This is a genomic window from Pseudonocardia sp. HH130629-09 (assembly GCF_001294645.1).
Classification (GTDB): Bacteria; Actinomycetota; Actinomycetes; order Mycobacteriales; family Pseudonocardiaceae; genus Pseudonocardia.
Map to the genome: position 1 here is coordinate 5064637 of NZ_CP011868.1, position 16247 is coordinate 5080883.

Here is a 16247-nt window from a genome sequence, read left to right on the forward strand (position 1 = left end):
CCGACATCCAGGAGCAGTTCCCGTGACCACCTCTCCCGACGCCTACGAGGCCCGCGCCCGCAGCAACGTCCGTACCCCGCAGGGCGCACCGCACGCGACCCAGCCGGCCTGGAACCGCCAGCGCGGCTCGCAGATGCCGGTGCACCGGTACAAGCCGTTCCATCAGCTGGTCGAGCCGGTCTCGCTGCCGGACCGCACGTGGCCGGACAAGGTCATCGACACCGCGCCGCTGTGGTGCGCGGTCGACCTGCGTGACGGCAACCAGGCGCTGATCGACCCGATGAGCCCGCTGCGCAAGCGGCGCATGTTCGACCTGCTGGTACGCATGGGCTACAAGCAGATCGAGGTCGGCTTCCCGGCGGCGAGCCAGACCGACTTCGACTTCGTCCGCGAGATCATCGAGGACGAGGCGATCCCGTCCGACGTGCAGATCCAGGTCCTGACCCAGGCCCGGCCGGAGCTGATCCAGCGGACCTTCGAGGCCTGCGAGGGCGCGCACTCGGCGATCGTCCACCTCTACAACTCGACGTCGATCCTGCAGCGCAGGGTCGTCTTCCGCTCCGACCGCGCGGGCATCACCAAGATCGCCACCGACGGCGCGGAGGAGGTCGCGAAGTTCGCCGAGAAGTACCCGGCGACCGACTGGACCTTCCAGTACTCGCCGGAGTCCTACACCGGCACCGAGCTGGAGTACGCCGTCGAGATCACCAACGCGGTGAGCGCGATCTGGCAGCCGACGCCCGAGCACCCGATGATCGTCAACCTGCCGGCGACGGTCGAGATGGCGACGCCGAACGTCTACGCGGACTCCATCGAGTGGATGCACCGCAACCTGGCCCGTCGCGACGCGCTGATCCTGTCGCTGCACCCGCACAACGACCGCGGCACCGGCATCGCCGCCGCCGAGCTCGGCCACCAGGCCGGCGCCGACCGCATCGAGGGCTGCCTGTTCGGCAACGGCGAGCGCACCGGCAACGTCGACCTGGTCGCGCTGGGCATGAACATGTTCACCCAGGGCGTCGACCCGCAGATCGACTTCTCCGACATCGACGAGATCCGCCGCACCGTCGAGTACTGCAACCAGCTGCCGGTGCACGAGCGCCACCCGTGGGGCGGCGACCTGGTCTACACCGCGTTCTCCGGCTCCCACCAGGACGCGATCAACAAGGGCTTCGCCGCGATGGAGGCCGACGCCGCCGAGGCCGGGCACCCGGTCGCCGACCACACCTGGGAGATCCCGTACCTGCCCGTGGACCCGAAGGACATCGGCCGCACCTACGAGGCCGTCATCCGGGTCAACAGCCAGTCCGGCAAGGGCGGCATCGCCTACATCATGAAGACCGAGCACCAGCTCGACCTGCCGCGACGGCTGCAGATCGAGTTCAGCCACGTCATCCAGGCCTTCACCGACACCGAGGGCGGCGAGGTCGAGCCCAAGGCGATGCGCGACGCGTTCGACGTCGAGTACCTGGGCCGCGAGACCCCGCTCAAGCTGGTGCGCCACCGCGTCCACAGCGACGGCGAGGGCCGCGACGAGATCGTGGCGACGGTGCGCGTCGAGTCCGACCTGCACGAGATCGCCGGGTCCGGGAACGGGCCGATCGCGGCGTTCGTGGACGCGCTGGCCGGGATCGGGTTCGACGTCCGGGTCCTCGACTACCACGAGCACGCGATGGGCGGCGGTGACGACGCCCGCGCCGCGGCCTACGTCGAGTGCGCCGTCGAGGAGAAGGTGTTCTGGGGCGTCGGGATCGACAGCTCGATCACCAGCGCCAGCCTCAAGGGCGTCGTGAGCGCGATCAACCGCGCCCTGCGCTGACGCCCTCCACCACCGCGCGAAACGGGCCGTCCGCACGAGAGGTCTCGTACGGACGGCCCGGTCACGGGTGACCGGTGGGCCGATCAGCGGCCGATCGCGTCGCCGAGGGTGATCTGCGGGCCGGGTACCTCCGGGCCGCTGCCCGGGCCGACGGCGGCGTCGGCCTCCTCCGCGGTCACCTCGTGCGGGGTGATGACCCCGTCGCGGATGGCCTCGGCGTGGTGGCAGGCGACCCGGTGCCCGGTGGTGTCGCCGTCGAGCGTCCGGAGCTGCGGGCGCTCGGTGGAGCACCGGTCCTCCTGACGCCACGGGCAGCGGGTGTGGAACCGGCACCCGGCGGGCGGCGCGGCCGGCGACGGCAGGTCCCCGGACAGCAGGATCCGCTCGCGGGTGTCCTCCACCGTCGGGTCCGGCTGGGGCACCGCCGAGAGCAGCGCCCGGGTGTAGGGGTGCAGCGGGCCGTCGTAGAGCGCGCGGGCGGGTGCCTCCTCCACGATCGACCCGAGGTACATCACCCCGACCCGGTCCGACACGTGCCGCACGACGGCCAGGTCGTGCGCGATGACCAGGTAGGTCAGGCCGAGCTCGCGCTGCAGCGACCGCAGCAGGTTGAGCACCTGGGCCTGCACCGACACGTCCAGCGCGGAGACCGGCTCGTCGGCGACGACGAGGTCGGGCTCCACGCACAGCGCCCGGGCGATCCCGATGCGCTGGCGCTGCCCGCCGGAGAACTCGTGCGGGTAGCGGCGCAGGGCCGACTCGGGCAGCCCGACCGCACGCATCAGCTCGGCGAGCCGGTCCGGGCCGGCCTCGATCCCGTGCGCGGCCAGCCCCTCGCGCAGCAGCGACCCGACCGACTGGCGCGGGTCCAGGCTGGACATCGGGTCCTGGAACACCATCTGGAACCGGCGGCGCATCCGGCGCAGCGGCTCCCCGGTGAGCGCGGCGACGTCGGTGCCGTCGAAGGACACCGTGCCCGCGGTCGGCTCGGTGAGCTTGAGGATCGCCCGCCCGAGGGTCGACTTGCCGCAGCCGGACTCACCGACCAGGCCGTAGGTCTCGCCGCGCTCGATCCGCAGCGAGACGCCGTCGACGGCCTTGACGTGCCCGACCGTGCGCTGCACCAGCACACCCCGGGTGATCGGGAAGTGGACCTGCAGGTCCTCGACCTCCAGCAGGGGGCTCATGCCGTCGCTCCGATCGGCTCGGGGTTGTGGCAGCGCAGCAGCCGGCCCGCCGCGTCGTCGGCCACCGGGGTGACCGAGGTGCAGGTCTCCAGCGCCCGCGGGCAGCGCGGCGCGAAGGCACAGGCGTGGTCCCAGGGCAGGTTGTCCGACACCGACCCGGTCATCGCGGGCAGCTCCGCGGCGGGGTCGGAGTCCAGCCGCGGGATCGACCGGATCAGCCCGGAGGTGTACGGGTGCCGCGGACCGCCGAACAGCGCGTGCCGCTCCGCGCGTTCCACGACCCGGCCGCCGTAGAGCACGTTGACCCGATCGCAGAGCCCCGCGACGACGCCGAGGTCGTGCGTGATCATGATCAGCGCCGTCCCCGTCTCGGCGACGAGCTCGCGCAGCAGCTCCAGGATCTGGGCCTGAATGGTGACGTCGAGGGCGGTGGTCGGCTCGTCGGCGATGAGCAGCTTCGGCCGGCAGGCCAGCGCGATCGCGATCAGCGCGCGCTGGCGCATCCCGCCCGACATCTGGTGCGGGTAGGCCGACACCCGTCGGGCCGGGTCGGGGATGCCGACCCGCTCCAGCAGGGAGACGGCCTCGCGGCGGGCCTCGTCCTTTCCCATCCCGCGGTGCCGGGTGAGCGCCTCGGTGATCTGGACGCCCACCGACACGACCGGGTTCAGCGACGACAGCGGGTCCTGGAAGACCATCCCGATGTCGCGACCGCGCCGCTCGCGCAGCTGCGCGTCGGACAGGGTGAGCAGGTCGGTCGGGCTACCGGTCCCGTCGTCGAACGTCACGGAGCCGCCCACCCGGGGGGTTCGCCCCGGGAGCAGCCCCATGATCGCCAGTGAGGTCACGGACTTGCCGCAGCCGGACTCGCCGACCAGGCCGACGACCTCACCGGGGCGCACGTCGAACGACACCCCGTCGACGGCGACGACGTCGGCCTCGCCCCGGCGCACGAAGCGCACGGACAGGTCCTCGACGGACAGCAGGGGGTTCATCGGCGTCCCTTGGGGTCGATGGCCTCGCGCAGCGACTCGCCGAGCAGCGTGAACCCGAGCGCGACGACGATGATCGCGATCGCCGGGTAGACCGCCAGCCCGGGCCGGACGTCGAGGTAGGGCTGTGCGGAGGCGAGCATCAGGCCCCACTCCGCGCGGGCCGGGTCGGCGTCGCCGAGACCGAGGAAGGAGAGCGCGGCCGCGTCCAGGATCGCCGTCGCCAGGGTCAGCGTGGCCTGGACGATCACCGGGCCGATCGCGTTGGGCAGCATGTGCCGCAGCACCACCGCCCGTCGCTTCACCCCGAGCGCGGTGGCCGCGAGGACGTGGTCGGAGTCGCGCTGGGCGAGCATCGACCCGCGCAGCAGCCGCGCGAAGATCGGCACGTTCACCAGCGCGACGGCGATGATGACCGTGGTCTGGCTGGGCCGGGCCGCCAGCGCCGCGACGGAGATGGCGAGCAGCAGCGACGGGATCGACAGCAGGACGTCGGTGACCCGCATGAGGACGGTGTCGATCCAGCCGCCGAAGGCCCCGGCGAGCACGCCGATGACCAGACCCACCGCTAGCCCGAACACGGTGGCGAGCACGCCGACCAACAGGGTCTGGCGCGACGCCAGGATCATCCGGGAGAACTCGTCGCGGCCGTTCTGGTCGCTGCCGAGCGGGAAGCCCGGCTGCGGTCCGGGGATCGCGCCGGGGCGGAGCTGGTCGAGCAGCTGCGGGAAGGCCTGGGCCGGGTCGTGCGGGGCCAGCAGCGGCGCGAACACCGAGACCAGCACGAACAGCCCGATGATCACCGCACCGACGATCGCGGTGGGGCTGCGGCGCAGCCGGCGCAGCGCGTCGGCGGACAGGCTGCGGCCCGCGATGTCGTCGATCCGGTCCCTGCGCCGTTGCGCCCAGGTGGTCGGTGCGCTCATCGCAGCCTCACCCTCGGGTCGATCACGGCGTAGGACAGGTCGACGAGCAGGTTGACCAGCACGTAGATCAGTGCGCCGAGCAGCACCACGGCCTGCAGCCGCGGGTAGTCGCGGCGCTCGATGCCCTCGGCGATCAGGGTGCCGATGCCGGGCCGGTTGAACACCTTCTCGGTCAGCACCGCGCCGGCGAGGAGCAGGCCGGTCTGCAGGCCGATCGTCGTGGAGACCGGCAGCAGCGCGTTGCGCAGGACGTGCCGGCCACGGACGGTGCCCGGCGCGAGACCCTTGGCGTTGGCGGTGCGGACGAAGTCGGACTCCAGCACGTCGAGCACCGAGGCCCGGGTGATCCGCACGATGACGGCGAGCGGGATCGTCGCGAGCGTGACGGCCGGCAGCACGAGATGCATCAGCGAGTCCCAGCTGGCGTCGAACTCGCGGGTGAGCAGGCCGTCGAGGGTGGGGAAGCCGGTCACCGAGGTCGCGTCGATGCCGGTCGACTGCAGCCCGGACGGCGGGAACAGACCGAGGTCGACGGCCAGGAACTGCTTGAGCACGTAGCCGAGGAAGAACACCGGCACGGCGACGCCGACCAGCGTTCCGACGATGGTCAGGTTGTCCCAGATCCCGCCGCGGTGGCGGGCGGCGAGGTAGCCGAGCGGGATCCCGAGGGCGACGGCGAGCAGCAGCGCCGCCAGGGAGAGCTCGATCGTGCCCGGCAGCGCGCGGCCGAGCTCGGTGATCACCGGGTCTCCGGTGACGAGGGAGGCGCCGAAGTCGCCGGTCAGCGCCCGGCCGAGGTAGTGCAGGTACTGGATCGGGATGGGTTGGTCCAGGCCCAGTGTCTTGTTGAGTGCGGCGATCGACTCCGGGGTCGCCTTGTCTCCGAGCAGCGCACCGGCCGGTCCACCGGGCAGCGAGCGCAGCCAGGCGAACAACAGCACGGACAGGATGAGCAGCGTCGGGACGACCTGGAGCAGGCGGCGCGCGACGAAGCGCAGCATGCGTGGATGTCCTCAGTGGTGGGAGGCGGGACACGCGGCCGGGCGCCGCGGGATCTCCGCGGCGCCCGGGGCACGGTCAGTTCTTGCTGACGGAGACGAAGCGCTCGTCGGTCAGCGGCGACGGGATGAGGCCCTGCACGTTCGGTCCGACGACGATCGCCGGTCCGGTGGTCAGGATCGGCACGGCCGGCAGGTACGTGGCCATGATGTCCTTGTTGGCCTGCTGGTACGCCGCAGCATGGCCGGCCGGGTCCGGGATGGCGTCGGCCTTGGCCAGCTCGGCGAACATCGCCGGGTCCTGCGGCCCGAACTCGGCCTTCTCCCGGCCGAAGAACGTGCCGACGAAGTTGCCGGCGTCGTTGTAGTCGCCGGTCCAGCCGAGCAGGTGCAGGTCGTGCTTGCCGGCCTTCTGGACGTCGTCCTTGTAGCCGCCGTTCCACGGCCGCGCGACCGGGTTGACCGTGATGCCGACGGCCTTCAGGTTCGCCGACATCGCCGAGAACAGGTCCGCCGGGTTCGGCATGTAGGGGCCGGGTGATCTCGGTCGGGTAGTAGAAGTTCAGCGTCAGGTTCTGCGCGCCGGCCTCCGCGAGCAGCTGCTTGGCCTTCTCCGGGTCGTACGGGTACTCGGTGACGTCGTCGGCGTAGCCCGCGACGGTCGGCGGCATGAACTCCTTCGCGACCGCGGAACCCTCCGGCATCTTCGTGCGGACCAGCGACTCGCGGTCGATCGCGTAGGCGAGCGCCTGGCGGACCCGCAGGTCCTTGAGCTTCGGGTTGTTCTTCGTGTTGATGCCCATGTAGAGCAGCGAGAACGGCTGGCGGATCAGCACCTGGTCACCCTGGTCCTTCAGGGTCTGGTAGTCCGCGGGGGACGGGTAGTCGTAGCCGTCGATGGTGCCGGCGGCCAGCTCCTGCTTGCGGGCGTTCTCGTCCGGGATGATCTTGAAGATGAGTCGGTCGAGCTCGGCCTTCTCGCCCCAGTACTGGTCGTTGCGGACCAGGGTGATCGTGTTGTTCGCCTTGTCGAAACTCTCGAACTTGAACGGGCCGGTGCCCGTCGGGTGCTCGTTCGCGTAGGCGGGGTAGGTGAAGGAGTCACCGCTCTGGGTGACGGCGTCGGCGTCGTACTGCTCGAGCGCCGTCGGGCTGGAGATCGAGAACGACGTGAGGCCGAAGGCGGCCGGGAACGCGCCCTTGAACTTGTTCAGTGTCAGGACGGCGGTGTTCGGGCTCTGCGCCGTGCAGGACTTGTAGAGCGGTGCGCCCGAGGCGTCACCCTCGTTCTTGGCGAAGCCCTCGAAGACGTCGCCGTAGTAGATCATCTGGCTCTGGGCCGCGGCGCCCTTCATGTTGAACCAGCGGTCGAAGTTCGCGCAGACCGCGGTCGCGTCGAGCGGCGTGCCGTCGTGGAACGTGACGCCCTCGCGGAGGGTGAACGTCCAGGTCTTGCCGTCCGGAGTGGACTTCCACTCGGTGGCCAGGCCGGGCTCGAGCTCGGTGGTCCCTGGCTTGTAGGTGATCAGCGTGTCGAACATCTGCCGCGCCGGGCGGAAGCTCTCGCCGTCGTCGTTGAAGATCGGGTCGAAGTTCTTCGGCGCGCCGGCGGCGCCGAAGACGAACGTCCCCCCTGCGGCGTCGCCGCCCGCTCCGCGCTCCGAGCTCGCGCAGGCGGTCATGCCCACTGCGAGCACGCCCGCCATGACCGCCGTCATCCACCGTCTGCGCATTCCGGTCCCCTCGTCGGCAGAGGTGTCCACCCGATGTGCGCGTGAGGACACCTGATGACGGGGAAACCTATAGCGGTCCGTTACCAACCGGTAGACCCTTGCGTCACGATAGTGCTACGAACTGGTACGCACGTCCCGTTCGCCCGACCCCTCGACGACGGCCGTCCGGTGCGCGTCCCGGTGGTTCGCGACCGCATCCCGTGAGGCGTCCTCGTCGAGCGCGGCGGCCCGGACCTCGGCGAAGACCTCACGGTAGGTGCGCAGGTCGGTGGGCGATTCCAGGAACGACTCCCGTGCGTGCCCCTCGGTGTGGACGACGTCGGGTCCGAGTGCGTCGGGGACGGTCAGGATCGCGAAGCGGCCGGCGTGGGCGCGCTGCGACCCGGCGTCGAACGGGAGTACACGCAGCGTCACGTCGGGCAGCTCCGACAGCGTGAGCAGCCGGTCGAGCTGCTCGGCCATCACCGCGGGACCGCCGGTCGCGCGGACGAGCACGGCCTCGTCGACGACCACGTCGAGCACCAGCGGCGGTGTCGCAGTGAGCGCCTCGTGGCGACGACCGCGCAGCCGCACGAGCTGGTCGATCTCCCAGTCCGGGCGACCCGGGAGCCGGGCGCGCAGCGCGGCGTGGGCGTAGGCGGGCGTCTGGAGCAGCCCGTGCAGCACGGTCAGGTCGAACGCGGCGACGGCGGTCGCGTCGGTCTCGGCGGCCGCGTAGCGACCCGGCGACGGCAGGAAGTGCGGGTCGCTGCGTAGGCCCTCGGTGAACGGCTCCCACCAGCCACGGGTACGGCTCTCGGTGACCAGCCGTTCGAGCATCTCCGCCTCGACCCCGGCGACCCCGCCGTAGACCTCGACCAGCGCGGCGACGTCGGCCGGACGCGGCACCCCCTTGCCGTTCTCCAGCCTGCTGATCTTCGACGCCGAGCAGCCCACCCCGGCCGCGGCGTCCTCCAGCTTCAGCCCGGCGTTGACGCGCAGCCGGCGCAGCTCGGCACCCAGCCGTCGTCGTGCGCCGGTCGGCTCCTGCTCCACCCCGCACCCCTCCCCGGTCCCGCCGTGCAATCTACAGCTCCGTGCAATTCCCTGAGTCCGCAATTGCACGGGAGCGCTCCGTCGGGCATGCTGACATCACCCGGACGTGACGGCAGCCACACCGACCGTGGCGGACGGGGACCACGGACCGACCGCGACACACGAAGGGAGATGGACATGATCCGCAGGACGCAGGTGCCGCACACAGGCACGTACCACCGCGCCCGTACGGGGCGGTGGTCGCCGTGATCGCGCTGGTGGCAGTGGCACTGGCCGGGCTGGCCACGCTGGTCCTCTCGGCGATCGTGATCGGGGTGACCGACCGGCGCCAGAGCGAGGCGTGGCGTCGGATCGCCGAGCAGCGCCGCCGGGAGTGGGAGCGCAGGCAGCGCCAGCTCCACGGCCGGTCGCACCACGTGGACGCGTGGGGCGACGAGGACACCGACTGAGGCTTACCGAAGGAGCATCAGCCCCGCTGAGGCTCGCCGAAGGAGCATCAGCCCCGCTGAGGCTCGCCGAAGGAGCATCAGCCCCGCTGAGGCTCGCCGAAGGAGCATCAGCCCCGCTGAGGCTCGCCGAAGGAGCAGTCGGGATTTCACCAGGAAGGAGGCGCAGCGGCGGGGGGTTGCTGCGCCGGGTGGCCGGTCACGACCGGGGCGTCGCGCCCGGTACGGACCGGCCGTTCCGTGTCCGGGTCTACAGGGCCCGTCGGCCGGCGAGCGCGCGGCCGAGCGTCATCTCGTCGGCGAACTCCAGGTCGCCGCCCATCGGTAGACCGGACGCGAGCCGCGTGACGCTCAGACCGGGGAAGTCGCGCAGCAGCCGCACCAGGTAGGTCGCTGTCGCCTCACCCTCGGTGTTGGGGTCGGTCGCGAGGATGACCTCGGAGATCTCGGTCTCATCGGTCGCCGGACCGGTGCCGCCGAGGCGGGCGAGCAGCTCACGGATCCGCAGGCTGTCCGGGCCGATCCCGGCCAGCGGGTCGAGCGCACCGCCGAGCACGTGGTAGCGGCCCTTGAACTCCCGGGTCCGCTCGACGGCCAGGACGTCCTTGGGCTCCTCGACCACGCACACCAGCGTCGGGTCGCGCCGCGCGTCGGAGCAGTAGCGGCAGCGGGTGTCCGACGCGACGTTGCCGCACACGTCGCAGAACGCGACGCCCTGCTTGACCGTCTGCAGGACCTCTTGGAGCCGGTTGATGTCGGCCGGGTCCGCGGCGAGCAGGTGGAACGCGATGCGCTGGGCGCTCTTCGGACCGACCCCGGGCAGGCGTCCCAGCTCGTCGATCAGGTCCTGGACCGGTCCTTCGAACACCTCAGGCGCCCGGGAGGCCCAGGCCGCCCATGTCGAGGCCGCCGGCGAGCGGGCCCATCTTCTCCTGCTGCAGCTCCTGCGCACGGCGCACCGCGTCGGCGAGCGCGCCGGCGACGAGGTCCTGCAGGGTCTCGACGTCCTCGGGGTCGACGACCTTCGGGTCGATCCGCACCGAGCGCGGCTCCAGACCCGCAGTGACGGTGACCTCGACGAGCCCGTTCCCGGCCTGGCCGGTGACCTCGGCGGTCGCGAGCTCGGCCTGCGCCTGCTGGAGCTGCTGCTGCATCTTCTGGGCCTGCTGCAGGATCATCTGCATGTCGGGCTGACCGGGTTGCACGCGTACCCCTCGCTGTCGGGTCCGGCTCGCGCGATCGGGGGCTTCCCCGGCGCGGACGTGTCGTTCTCCAGGGTAGACGTGTCAGGCTGACCGACCGTGCGCGCCCTGATCCGTTCCGCCACGGCCGTCCTCCCGCTCGTCGTCGCGTTGGTGTGCGCCGGCTGCGGTGCGCCGGCGCCGGTCCCGCCTCCCGTCGACGCGGCCCCGCGACCGGCCGCGACGACCCGTTCGCTGCCGACCACGCCGGCACCGGTCCCGCGCCCGGTCGTGCTGCTCGACCCCGGTCACAACGGCGGCAACGCCGCGAACGAGGCCGCGGTGAACCGGCCGGTCCCCGACGGGCGCGGCGGGACCAAACCGTGCAACACGACCGGCACCTCCACGAACGCCGGCTACGCCGAGCACGCCTTCACCTGGGACCTGGCCGGGCGCGTGCGGTCCCGGCTGGAGGCCGCCGGCGTGCGGGTGGTCCTCACCCGTTCCGACGACGTCGGTGTCGGCCCGTGTGTCGACGCCCGCGGGGCGGCGGGCGCCCGGGCCGGCGCGGCGCTGGCCGTGTCACTGCACGCGGACGGCGCGGCGGCCTCGGCCCGCGGGTTCCACGTCGCATACGCCGAGCCCGCCGTGCACGGGACGGGACCGGCGTCGCTGCGCCTGGCCACCGGGCTGCGGGACGCGCTGCGCTCGGCCGGGTTCGCCCCGGCCGGCTACATCGGCCGAGACGGGCTCGACGGCCGCCCGGACCTGGCCGGTCTGAACTCCTCGACCGTCCCGACGGCGCTGGTGGAGGCGGTCAACATGCGCAACGCCGGCGACGCCGCCGTGCTGACCGACCCGGCCGGGCGGGACCGGATCGCGGCGGCGGTGACCGCGGCGGTGCTGGCACAGCTGCGCCGCTGACCGCGCTCCGTCCGGGCCGGGGTCAGCGTGGGTCGAGTTTGCGTGCTCCCAGGTGCGAGGTGAGGATCTCCAGCGCGGCGGCCTCGGGGTCACGACGGGCGCCCGGCGACGCCGCCTCGGCGGCGGCCTCGGCGAGCATGTCCTCCTCCTCGGCGGCCTGGTTCCGCACCGGGGCCGGTCGTGCGCCCGGACCGTCGCCCCCCTGCGGTCCGGCATCACGAGGGTCCGGCGGTGCATCCTCCGGCGGCGGTTCCGGCGGCAGCGGGACGTCGGAGTCCCCCGCGGGACGGCGAGCGGGGCGCCCGCCCTGCTCACGCTGCGGGGCGTCGCGCTGCGAGGGACGCTGCGGCACCGCCCGCTGGGCGCGGTCCGGTGCGGCGGCGCGACGCGCGGTCGCGGCCTCCCCGGTGTCGCAGTGGACCCGCCACTGGACCCCGAGGACGGCGCGCAGGGCGTCGGCGATCACGTCGGTGTTGCGTGCCTCGGACAGTCGCCGGGCCAGCGGCGGGGCGCCGATCGCGAGAACCAGGGTGTCACCGTCGACCGCCCGGACGGTGGCGTTGACCAGTAGCGCCTCCGTGCTGCGGCTGCGCTGACGGACGGCGGCGAGGATCTCCGGCCAGACCCGGCGGACCGCGGTCGCGTCCAGCGACGACGCCGACGACACCGGCTGTGCCGACTCCGGCGGCACGGCGTCGGGGGGCGCGCCGTCGCGGGGCGGAGCGGGGCTCCGGGACGGGGCCGCCTGCGCTGCCGGTTCTTCGGTGCCTCCGGCACCGGCGCCGCCCGGGCCGGGATCGTCCGCCCGCCGGGCGCCGTCACCGGGGCCGTCGGCCTGCCGGGCGGGCTCGCCGTCCGTGTGCCCGGTACCAGTGGCGGGAGCGTCCGCCGCGGGGCCGTCCGCCGGGACCGGGCCGTCGCCCACCTCGGGGGCGACAGGGTCGGACTCGGCAGGCGCCGACACGGCGGGGACGGACGAGTCGGGCACGGGGGCATCGGGCACAGGGACATCGGGGACGGAGGCCGGAGCGTGTTCCGCGGAACGCGGGTCGGCCTCCGTCCGGTCGCCGGAGCGTGCCGGTGCGGCCGGACCGGCGGCCTCGTCGTCGCGTTCCGCGGAACGCGGCCCGTCCGCAGCCCTGGTCACCGCGGGCCGCGGTGCCGACTCGTCCGGTCGCGCCGGCGCCGGGGCGGGAACGGCGGCCGGGGCCCCGGCGTCGCGTTCCGCGGAACGCGCCGGCACGCCGCCGCCCGCACCCGGGGCCGCGCCGTCGGAGGTGGGCGCCGGCGGGCGCTCGCTGGGCCGCACGAACCGCTTGGCGGCGCCGTCGTCGGACGGGCCGGCGGGGTCGGGGGCGATCGCGTTGCGCCGCTCGATGCGCTCGAGGCGTTCGAGCAGGCCGCCGTCAGAGGTCGTGGCCGCGGGGAGCAGCATCCGCGCGACCAGCAGTTCCAGCAGCAGCCGCGGCGCGGTCGCCCCGCGCATCTCGATCAGGCCCTGGTGCAGGATCTCGCCGTAGCGGGTCAGGGTCGCCGGACCGAGCCGGGCGGCCTGGTCCGCCATCCGGGCAAGCTCGTCCTCGGCGCCGTCGACCAGGCCCTGCTCCGCGGCGTCCGGCACCGCCTGCACGAGCATCAGGTCACGGAAGCGCTGCAGCAGGTCCGAGGCGAAACGCCGCGGGTCGTGCCCGGCCTCGACGAGCCGGTCGACCGCGCCGTAGACGGCGGCGCCGTCGGCCGCGGCGAGCGCGTCGACCGTGTCGTCGATCAGGCCGGAGTCGGTCACCCCGAGCAGCGCGACCGCGTGCTCGTAGGTGACGCCCTGCGGCCCGGCACCGGCGAGCAGCTGGTCCAGCACCGACAGCGTGTCCCGGGCCGAACCACCCCCGGCCCGGATGACCAGCGGGAACACCGGCGGCGCGACGGTCACCTGCTCCTCGCCGCAGATCTTCTCCAGCAGCGAGCGCATCGTGCCGGGCGGGATCAGCCGGAACGGGTAGTGGTGGGTCCGCGACCGGATCGTCGGGAGCACCTTCTCCGGCTCCGTCGTCGCGAACACGAAGACCAGGTGCTCCGGGGGCTCTTCGACGATCTTGAGCAACGCGTTGAAGCCCTGGGTGGTGACCATGTGCGCCTCGTCGACGACGAACACGCGGTAGCGCGACTCGGCCGGCGCGTAGAACGCCCGGTCACGCAGCTCGCGCGCGTCCTCCACACCACCGTGGGACGCCGCGTCGAGCTCGACGACGTCGATGCTGCCCGATCCCTCGGGTGCGAGCGCGATGCACGAGTTGCAGACGCCGCACGGGTCCGGGGTCGGCCCCTGCTCGCAGTTCAGCGACCGCGCCAGGATGCGGGCCGAGGACGTCTTGCCACAGCCCCGCGGCCCCGAGAACAGGTACGCGTGGTTGATCCGCCCCGCGGTGAGGGCGGTGGCCAGGGGCTCGGTGACGTGCTCCTGCCCCACGACGTCGGCCAGCTTGGCCGGGCGGTACTTGCGGTACAGAGCCAGAGCCACGAGGGGAAGGCTACCCAGGGGTCCGACACTTCGGGGACCCGCTCGGAGACAGAAGGGGACCCCGCGCACCCGCCAGAGCCTGTTGACCCTTGCTGCCTTCCGGCCCTGGGGGAGTTCACAGGATGGACGCCGCACGGGGTCCGCGGACAGTGTGCCACGGACGGCGCCGTCGGGCGGCGAGGGGGCCGCGTCGGATCACCGAGGGCGTCGCGTAACCTTCTTGGCGGAGGATTCGCCTAGTGGCCTAGGGCGCACGCTTGGAAAGCGTGTTGGGAGCAATCCCTCACGGGTTCAAATCCCGTATCCTCCGCCAGCCTGAACAGGCAGAACGCCGGGCGGCTCCCACGCGGAGCCCCCGGCGTTCGGCGTTCGGTCTCATTTCCAGTCTCACTTGTCATCCGGTCGGCCCCGGATCGGACCGCCCACGCGCCGGGCGACGTCGCTGCGCACACCCACTACGGCACGTTCGCCTCCCTCGGTCACGAGACGCCCGGCTGCACAGGGGTGGTCTGCACCCATGCCCGACGGTTCGTCGTCACGATCCGGAACCCGGACCGCTTCAGGAACGAGACCAGGTCGGACTCGTCGAGTTCGGTGTATGCCAGCAGCCGATCTGCCCGGGCGAGCCGCAGCCACTGCGCAGCGGTGGCGAGGAGCGCGGATCCCACACCTTGCCTGCGCATGGACTCGGTGACGTGCAGATTCCCCACGTCTGCCCACCCCGTCGGAGCGGACAGCCGTCCTGCGCCGTTGACGGTTGTGTCGATCTCCACGTATCCCGCCTCCCGCCCATCCGCCAGGGCGGTGAAGCGGGTGCCGCACTCGCCGAGGGTCCGGAGGATCGTCAGGTCCTCACGGACGTCGGCGGGCAAGTCCGAGACGTCGGCCAGTAGTACCTGCTCGCTTCGACGACTCACGAACCCGAGTCCGTCGAGTAGCTGACCGATGTGGGGCCACTGCTCGGCGACGCCGGTCAGGCCGGGTGCGGGGAGAGTGAAATCGGCCAGCACGGCCTGGACGCTCCAGGAGCGCATGACGGTCAGCGCCGCATCGGCCACGGAGCGGCCCGCCAGTTGGGCGTCGGGCCAGTAGGTCGCGTCGGGCCACTGCAGGAGCCACCGGAGTTCGCCCGTGCCACGCAGGTCGGGGCCGACGCCGGAGTGGTCGGCGTAGCGGACCATGTGGGCAGCCGCGATTTCCGGCCGCGCTGCTCGGCGACCAGGGTGGCTCGTTCCTGGACCCACGGGTCGACGATGAACTCGTCCGGTTCGTGTTCGAGCCGGCTCAGCACCGCGTTGACGGTGATCGACACTCCGGGCATCACGGCGTGGGCATGGCCGTTGACCAGGTCGGTGAGCTGATCGCGGTCGCTTCTCCGGAACGGCCGGACGGTGATCGCAGACATGGGTCTCCCTCGTCGACATGTCGTCGGAGATCCGCTGCCTGTGCGGTACCTGTTCACCGTAGCCGGTGGACCAGGTGGGTCGGAAGATCGAAGGGCTCCGCCCTGGAACCCGTCACCGCCCGGAGAGCAGGACCGGCTCGGCAGCTCTCCGGAATCTCGCGATCGCAGCCACCGTGGAAGGTCTCTGGTGGGACTGACAGCGACGGAACACTCCGGGCGTTCGTGGATCAGCCGACGTTGCCTGCCACAGTGGTCGTTCCGCGCACGCAACAATCGGAGACTCCTGGTGCTGGTAGACGTCCTTTCGTCCGGCCCGGGCGAAGTGATGCTGCTGGTCGCCACCGCACTGGTGGTTGCGGAATCGGCACTACTGATCGGCGTCGTGATGCCGGGGCTCGGAGTGCCGATCGCGGTCGGTGTACTCAGCGCGGCGGGCGCAGTACCGTGGACGGCCAGCGTCCCGTGCATCTGTATCGCGGCCGTGCTGGGGCGTCTTCTCGCATTTCTCCGAGGCCGGAGCAGTGATCTGACTTCGACCCTCGCCCGTGTGCGAGACGTCCCGATGGTCCGCTCGTGTCTCGAGGCCATCGCGTCGCGACCCCGCACCGTGGTGGTGTTGTCCCAGTGGTTCGCCGTCGTACGGACCCTCGTCCCGCGGCTGGTGGTTTCTGAGCTGTCGCTCCGCGCGTTCGTTCTGGTCGCGGCACCCGCGGCGGTGGCGTGGGCGTCGACCGCGCTCTTCATCGGTCGCCTCCTTCACGACAGTTCCCGGCTCGCCGCCGGAATCGTTCGCGTGGACCAGGCGCTTGCCGTTGCGATACCCGTGCTCGTGGTGCTGCTCGCAGTGGTGTCCTGGCGCAGGGCCAGGACACGCCGGAGATCAAGCCTCGGTCGCGATGGCTCCGAGACGCCTCCATCTCCCACCTGATCGGCCGGCGGTCGAACTGCCCGCCAGATCATCGGGACACGCCATCATCACAGCAGTACAATTCGCAACTCTGCCCCCTGACGCCGCCGGTGGACACATGCGACGATTCGTCACGCGGGTGCGGGCAGCCGTAGGCAGGACGCGATCCTTTCCAC

General features: G+C 72.2%; 14 protein-coding genes, 1 tRNA gene, 1 other RNA gene and 2 pseudogenes. 5 read left to right on the forward strand and 13 right to left on the reverse strand.

The window, feature by feature from the left end; translation table 11 throughout:
* The first annotated feature begins 22 nt into the window (after nt 1-22).
* Complete coding sequence (gene leuA / locus XF36_RS23480; protein WP_060713639.1) at nt 23-1819, forward strand: 2-isopropylmalate synthase; 1797 nt, start codon at nt 23-25, stop codon at nt 1817-1819.
* Between the two features lie 83 nt (nt 1820-1902).
* Here leuA and XF36_RS23485 read toward each other — a convergent pair whose 3' ends face one another.
* The 6 genes and pseudogenes from XF36_RS23485 to XF36_RS23510 form a co-directional block, all read right to left on the reverse strand.
* Complete coding sequence (locus XF36_RS23485; RefSeq protein WP_060713640.1) at nt 1903-3006, reverse strand: ABC transporter ATP-binding protein; 1104 nt, start codon at nt 3004-3006, stop codon at nt 1903-1905.
* Nucleotides 3003-4001 carry an ABC transporter ATP-binding protein gene (locus tag XF36_RS23490; RefSeq protein ID WP_060713641.1) on the reverse strand — a complete coding sequence of 333 codons (999 nt, stop codon included), beginning with the start codon at nt 3999-4001 and terminating at the stop codon, nt 3003-3005. The genes XF36_RS23485 and XF36_RS23490 overlap by 4 nt, the downstream gene beginning before the upstream one ends.
* Nucleotides 3998-4924, reverse strand: a complete 927-nt coding sequence (locus tag XF36_RS23495; RefSeq protein ID WP_060713642.1) for an ABC transporter permease — start codon at nt 4922-4924, stop codon at nt 3998-4000. The genes XF36_RS23490 and XF36_RS23495 overlap by 4 nt, the downstream gene beginning before the upstream one ends.
* Nucleotides 4921-5925, reverse strand: a complete 1005-nt coding sequence (locus tag XF36_RS23500; protein ID WP_060713643.1) for an ABC transporter permease — start codon at nt 5923-5925, stop codon at nt 4921-4923. Before XF36_RS23500 ends, XF36_RS23495 begins: the two co-directional genes overlap by 4 nt.
* A gap of 76 nt (nt 5926-6001) precedes the next feature.
* Nucleotides 6002-7604 (reverse strand): annotated as a pseudogene (locus XF36_RS23505) (ABC transporter substrate-binding protein).
* Between the two features lie 165 nt (nt 7605-7769).
* On the reverse strand, nt 7770-8690 hold the full coding sequence (locus XF36_RS23510; RefSeq protein ID WP_060713644.1) for a helix-turn-helix domain-containing protein: 921 nt from the start codon (nt 8688-8690) through the stop codon (nt 7770-7772).
* Nucleotides 8691-8935: 245 nt separating this feature from the next.
* Between XF36_RS23510 and XF36_RS34520 the strand changes: the two genes are divergently transcribed.
* Nucleotides 8936-9139, forward strand: a complete 204-nt coding sequence (locus XF36_RS34520; RefSeq protein WP_139318855.1) for a hypothetical protein — start codon at nt 8936-8938, stop codon at nt 9137-9139.
* A 70-nt stretch (nt 9140-9209) separates the two neighbouring features.
* Here XF36_RS34520 and XF36_RS35830 read toward each other — a convergent pair.
* From XF36_RS35830 to XF36_RS23525, 3 genes and pseudogenes are all read right to left on the reverse strand, one after another.
* A pseudogene (locus XF36_RS35830) lies at nt 9210-9305 on the reverse strand (hypothetical protein); the annotation flags it as partial.
* 81 nt (nt 9306-9386) lie between these two features.
* On the reverse strand, nt 9387-10004 hold the full coding sequence (gene recR / locus XF36_RS23520) for a recombination mediator RecR (protein WP_060713645.1): 618 nt from the start codon (nt 10002-10004) through the stop codon (nt 9387-9389).
* A gap of 1 nt (nt 10005) precedes the next feature.
* Nucleotides 10006-10320, reverse strand: a complete 315-nt coding sequence (locus tag XF36_RS23525; RefSeq protein WP_060713646.1) for a YbaB/EbfC family nucleoid-associated protein — start codon at nt 10318-10320, stop codon at nt 10006-10008.
* Between the two features lie 117 nt (nt 10321-10437).
* Here XF36_RS23525 and XF36_RS23530 point away from each other — a divergent pair, with 117 nt between their 5' ends.
* Complete coding sequence (locus XF36_RS23530) at nt 10438-11241, forward strand: N-acetylmuramoyl-L-alanine amidase (RefSeq protein WP_349675514.1); 804 nt, start codon at nt 10438-10440, stop codon at nt 11239-11241.
* A gap of 22 nt (nt 11242-11263) precedes the next feature.
* Here the strand turns inward: XF36_RS23530 and XF36_RS23535 are convergent, their stop codons facing one another.
* Entirely contained in the window at nt 11264-13759 is a 2496-nt protein-coding gene (locus XF36_RS23535; RefSeq protein WP_060713647.1) for a DNA polymerase III subunit gamma and tau, read from the reverse strand.
* Nucleotides 13760-13809: 50 nt separating this feature from the next.
* Nucleotides 13810-13904: signal recognition particle sRNA small type (gene ffs, locus XF36_RS23540), an RNA gene on the reverse strand.
* Between the two features lie 80 nt (nt 13905-13984).
* On the opposite strand from ffs, the gene XF36_RS23545 reads away from it, so the two are divergent.
* Nucleotides 13985-14072, forward strand: a tRNA-Ser gene (locus XF36_RS23545).
* Between the two features lie 166 nt (nt 14073-14238).
* Here the strand turns inward: XF36_RS23545 and XF36_RS23550 are convergent.
* On the reverse strand, nt 14239-14817 hold the full coding sequence (locus XF36_RS23550) for a GNAT family N-acetyltransferase (protein ID WP_168169567.1): 579 nt from the start codon (nt 14815-14817) through the stop codon (nt 14239-14241).
* The gene (locus XF36_RS32705) at nt 14799-15164 is read right to left on the reverse strand and encodes a hypothetical protein (RefSeq protein ID WP_168169568.1); all 366 of its coding nucleotides are present in this window, start codon (nt 15162-15164) and stop codon (nt 14799-14801) included. Before XF36_RS32705 ends, XF36_RS23550 begins: the two co-directional genes overlap by 19 nt.
* Before the next feature lie 286 nt (nt 15165-15450).
* On the opposite strand from XF36_RS32705, the gene XF36_RS23555 reads away from it, so the two are divergent.
* Nucleotides 15451-16092 carry a hypothetical protein gene (locus XF36_RS23555; protein WP_145981476.1) on the forward strand — a complete coding sequence of 214 codons (642 nt, stop codon included), beginning with the start codon at nt 15451-15453 and terminating at the stop codon, nt 16090-16092.
* Nucleotides 16093-16247: the final 155 nt, after the last annotated feature.

What these genes read in the sequence shown, in the direction of transcription:
- XF36_RS23485 (WP_060713640.1), bottom strand. Translation starts at nt 3,006, where the DNA reads ATGAGCCCCCTGCTGGAGGTCGAGGACCTGCAGGTCCACTTCCCGATC.
- XF36_RS23490 (WP_060713641.1), bottom strand. Translation starts at nt 4,001, where the DNA reads ATGAACCCCCTGCTGTCCGTCGAGGACCTGTCCGTGCGCTTCGTGCGC.
- XF36_RS23495 (WP_060713642.1), bottom strand. Translation starts at nt 4,924, where the DNA reads ATGAGCGCACCGACCACCTGGGCGCAACGGCGCAGGGACCGGATCGAC.
- XF36_RS23500 (WP_060713643.1), bottom strand. Translation starts at nt 5,925, where the DNA reads ATGCTGCGCTTCGTCGCGCGCCGCCTGCTCCAGGTCGTCCCGACGCTG.
- XF36_RS23525 (WP_060713646.1), bottom strand. Translation starts at nt 10,320, where the DNA reads ATGCAGATGATCCTGCAGCAGGCCCAGAAGATGCAGCAGCAGCTCCAG.
- XF36_RS32705 (WP_168169568.1), bottom strand. Translation starts at nt 15,164, where the DNA reads ATGTCTGCGATCACCGTCCGGCCGTTCCGGAGAAGCGACCGCGATCAG.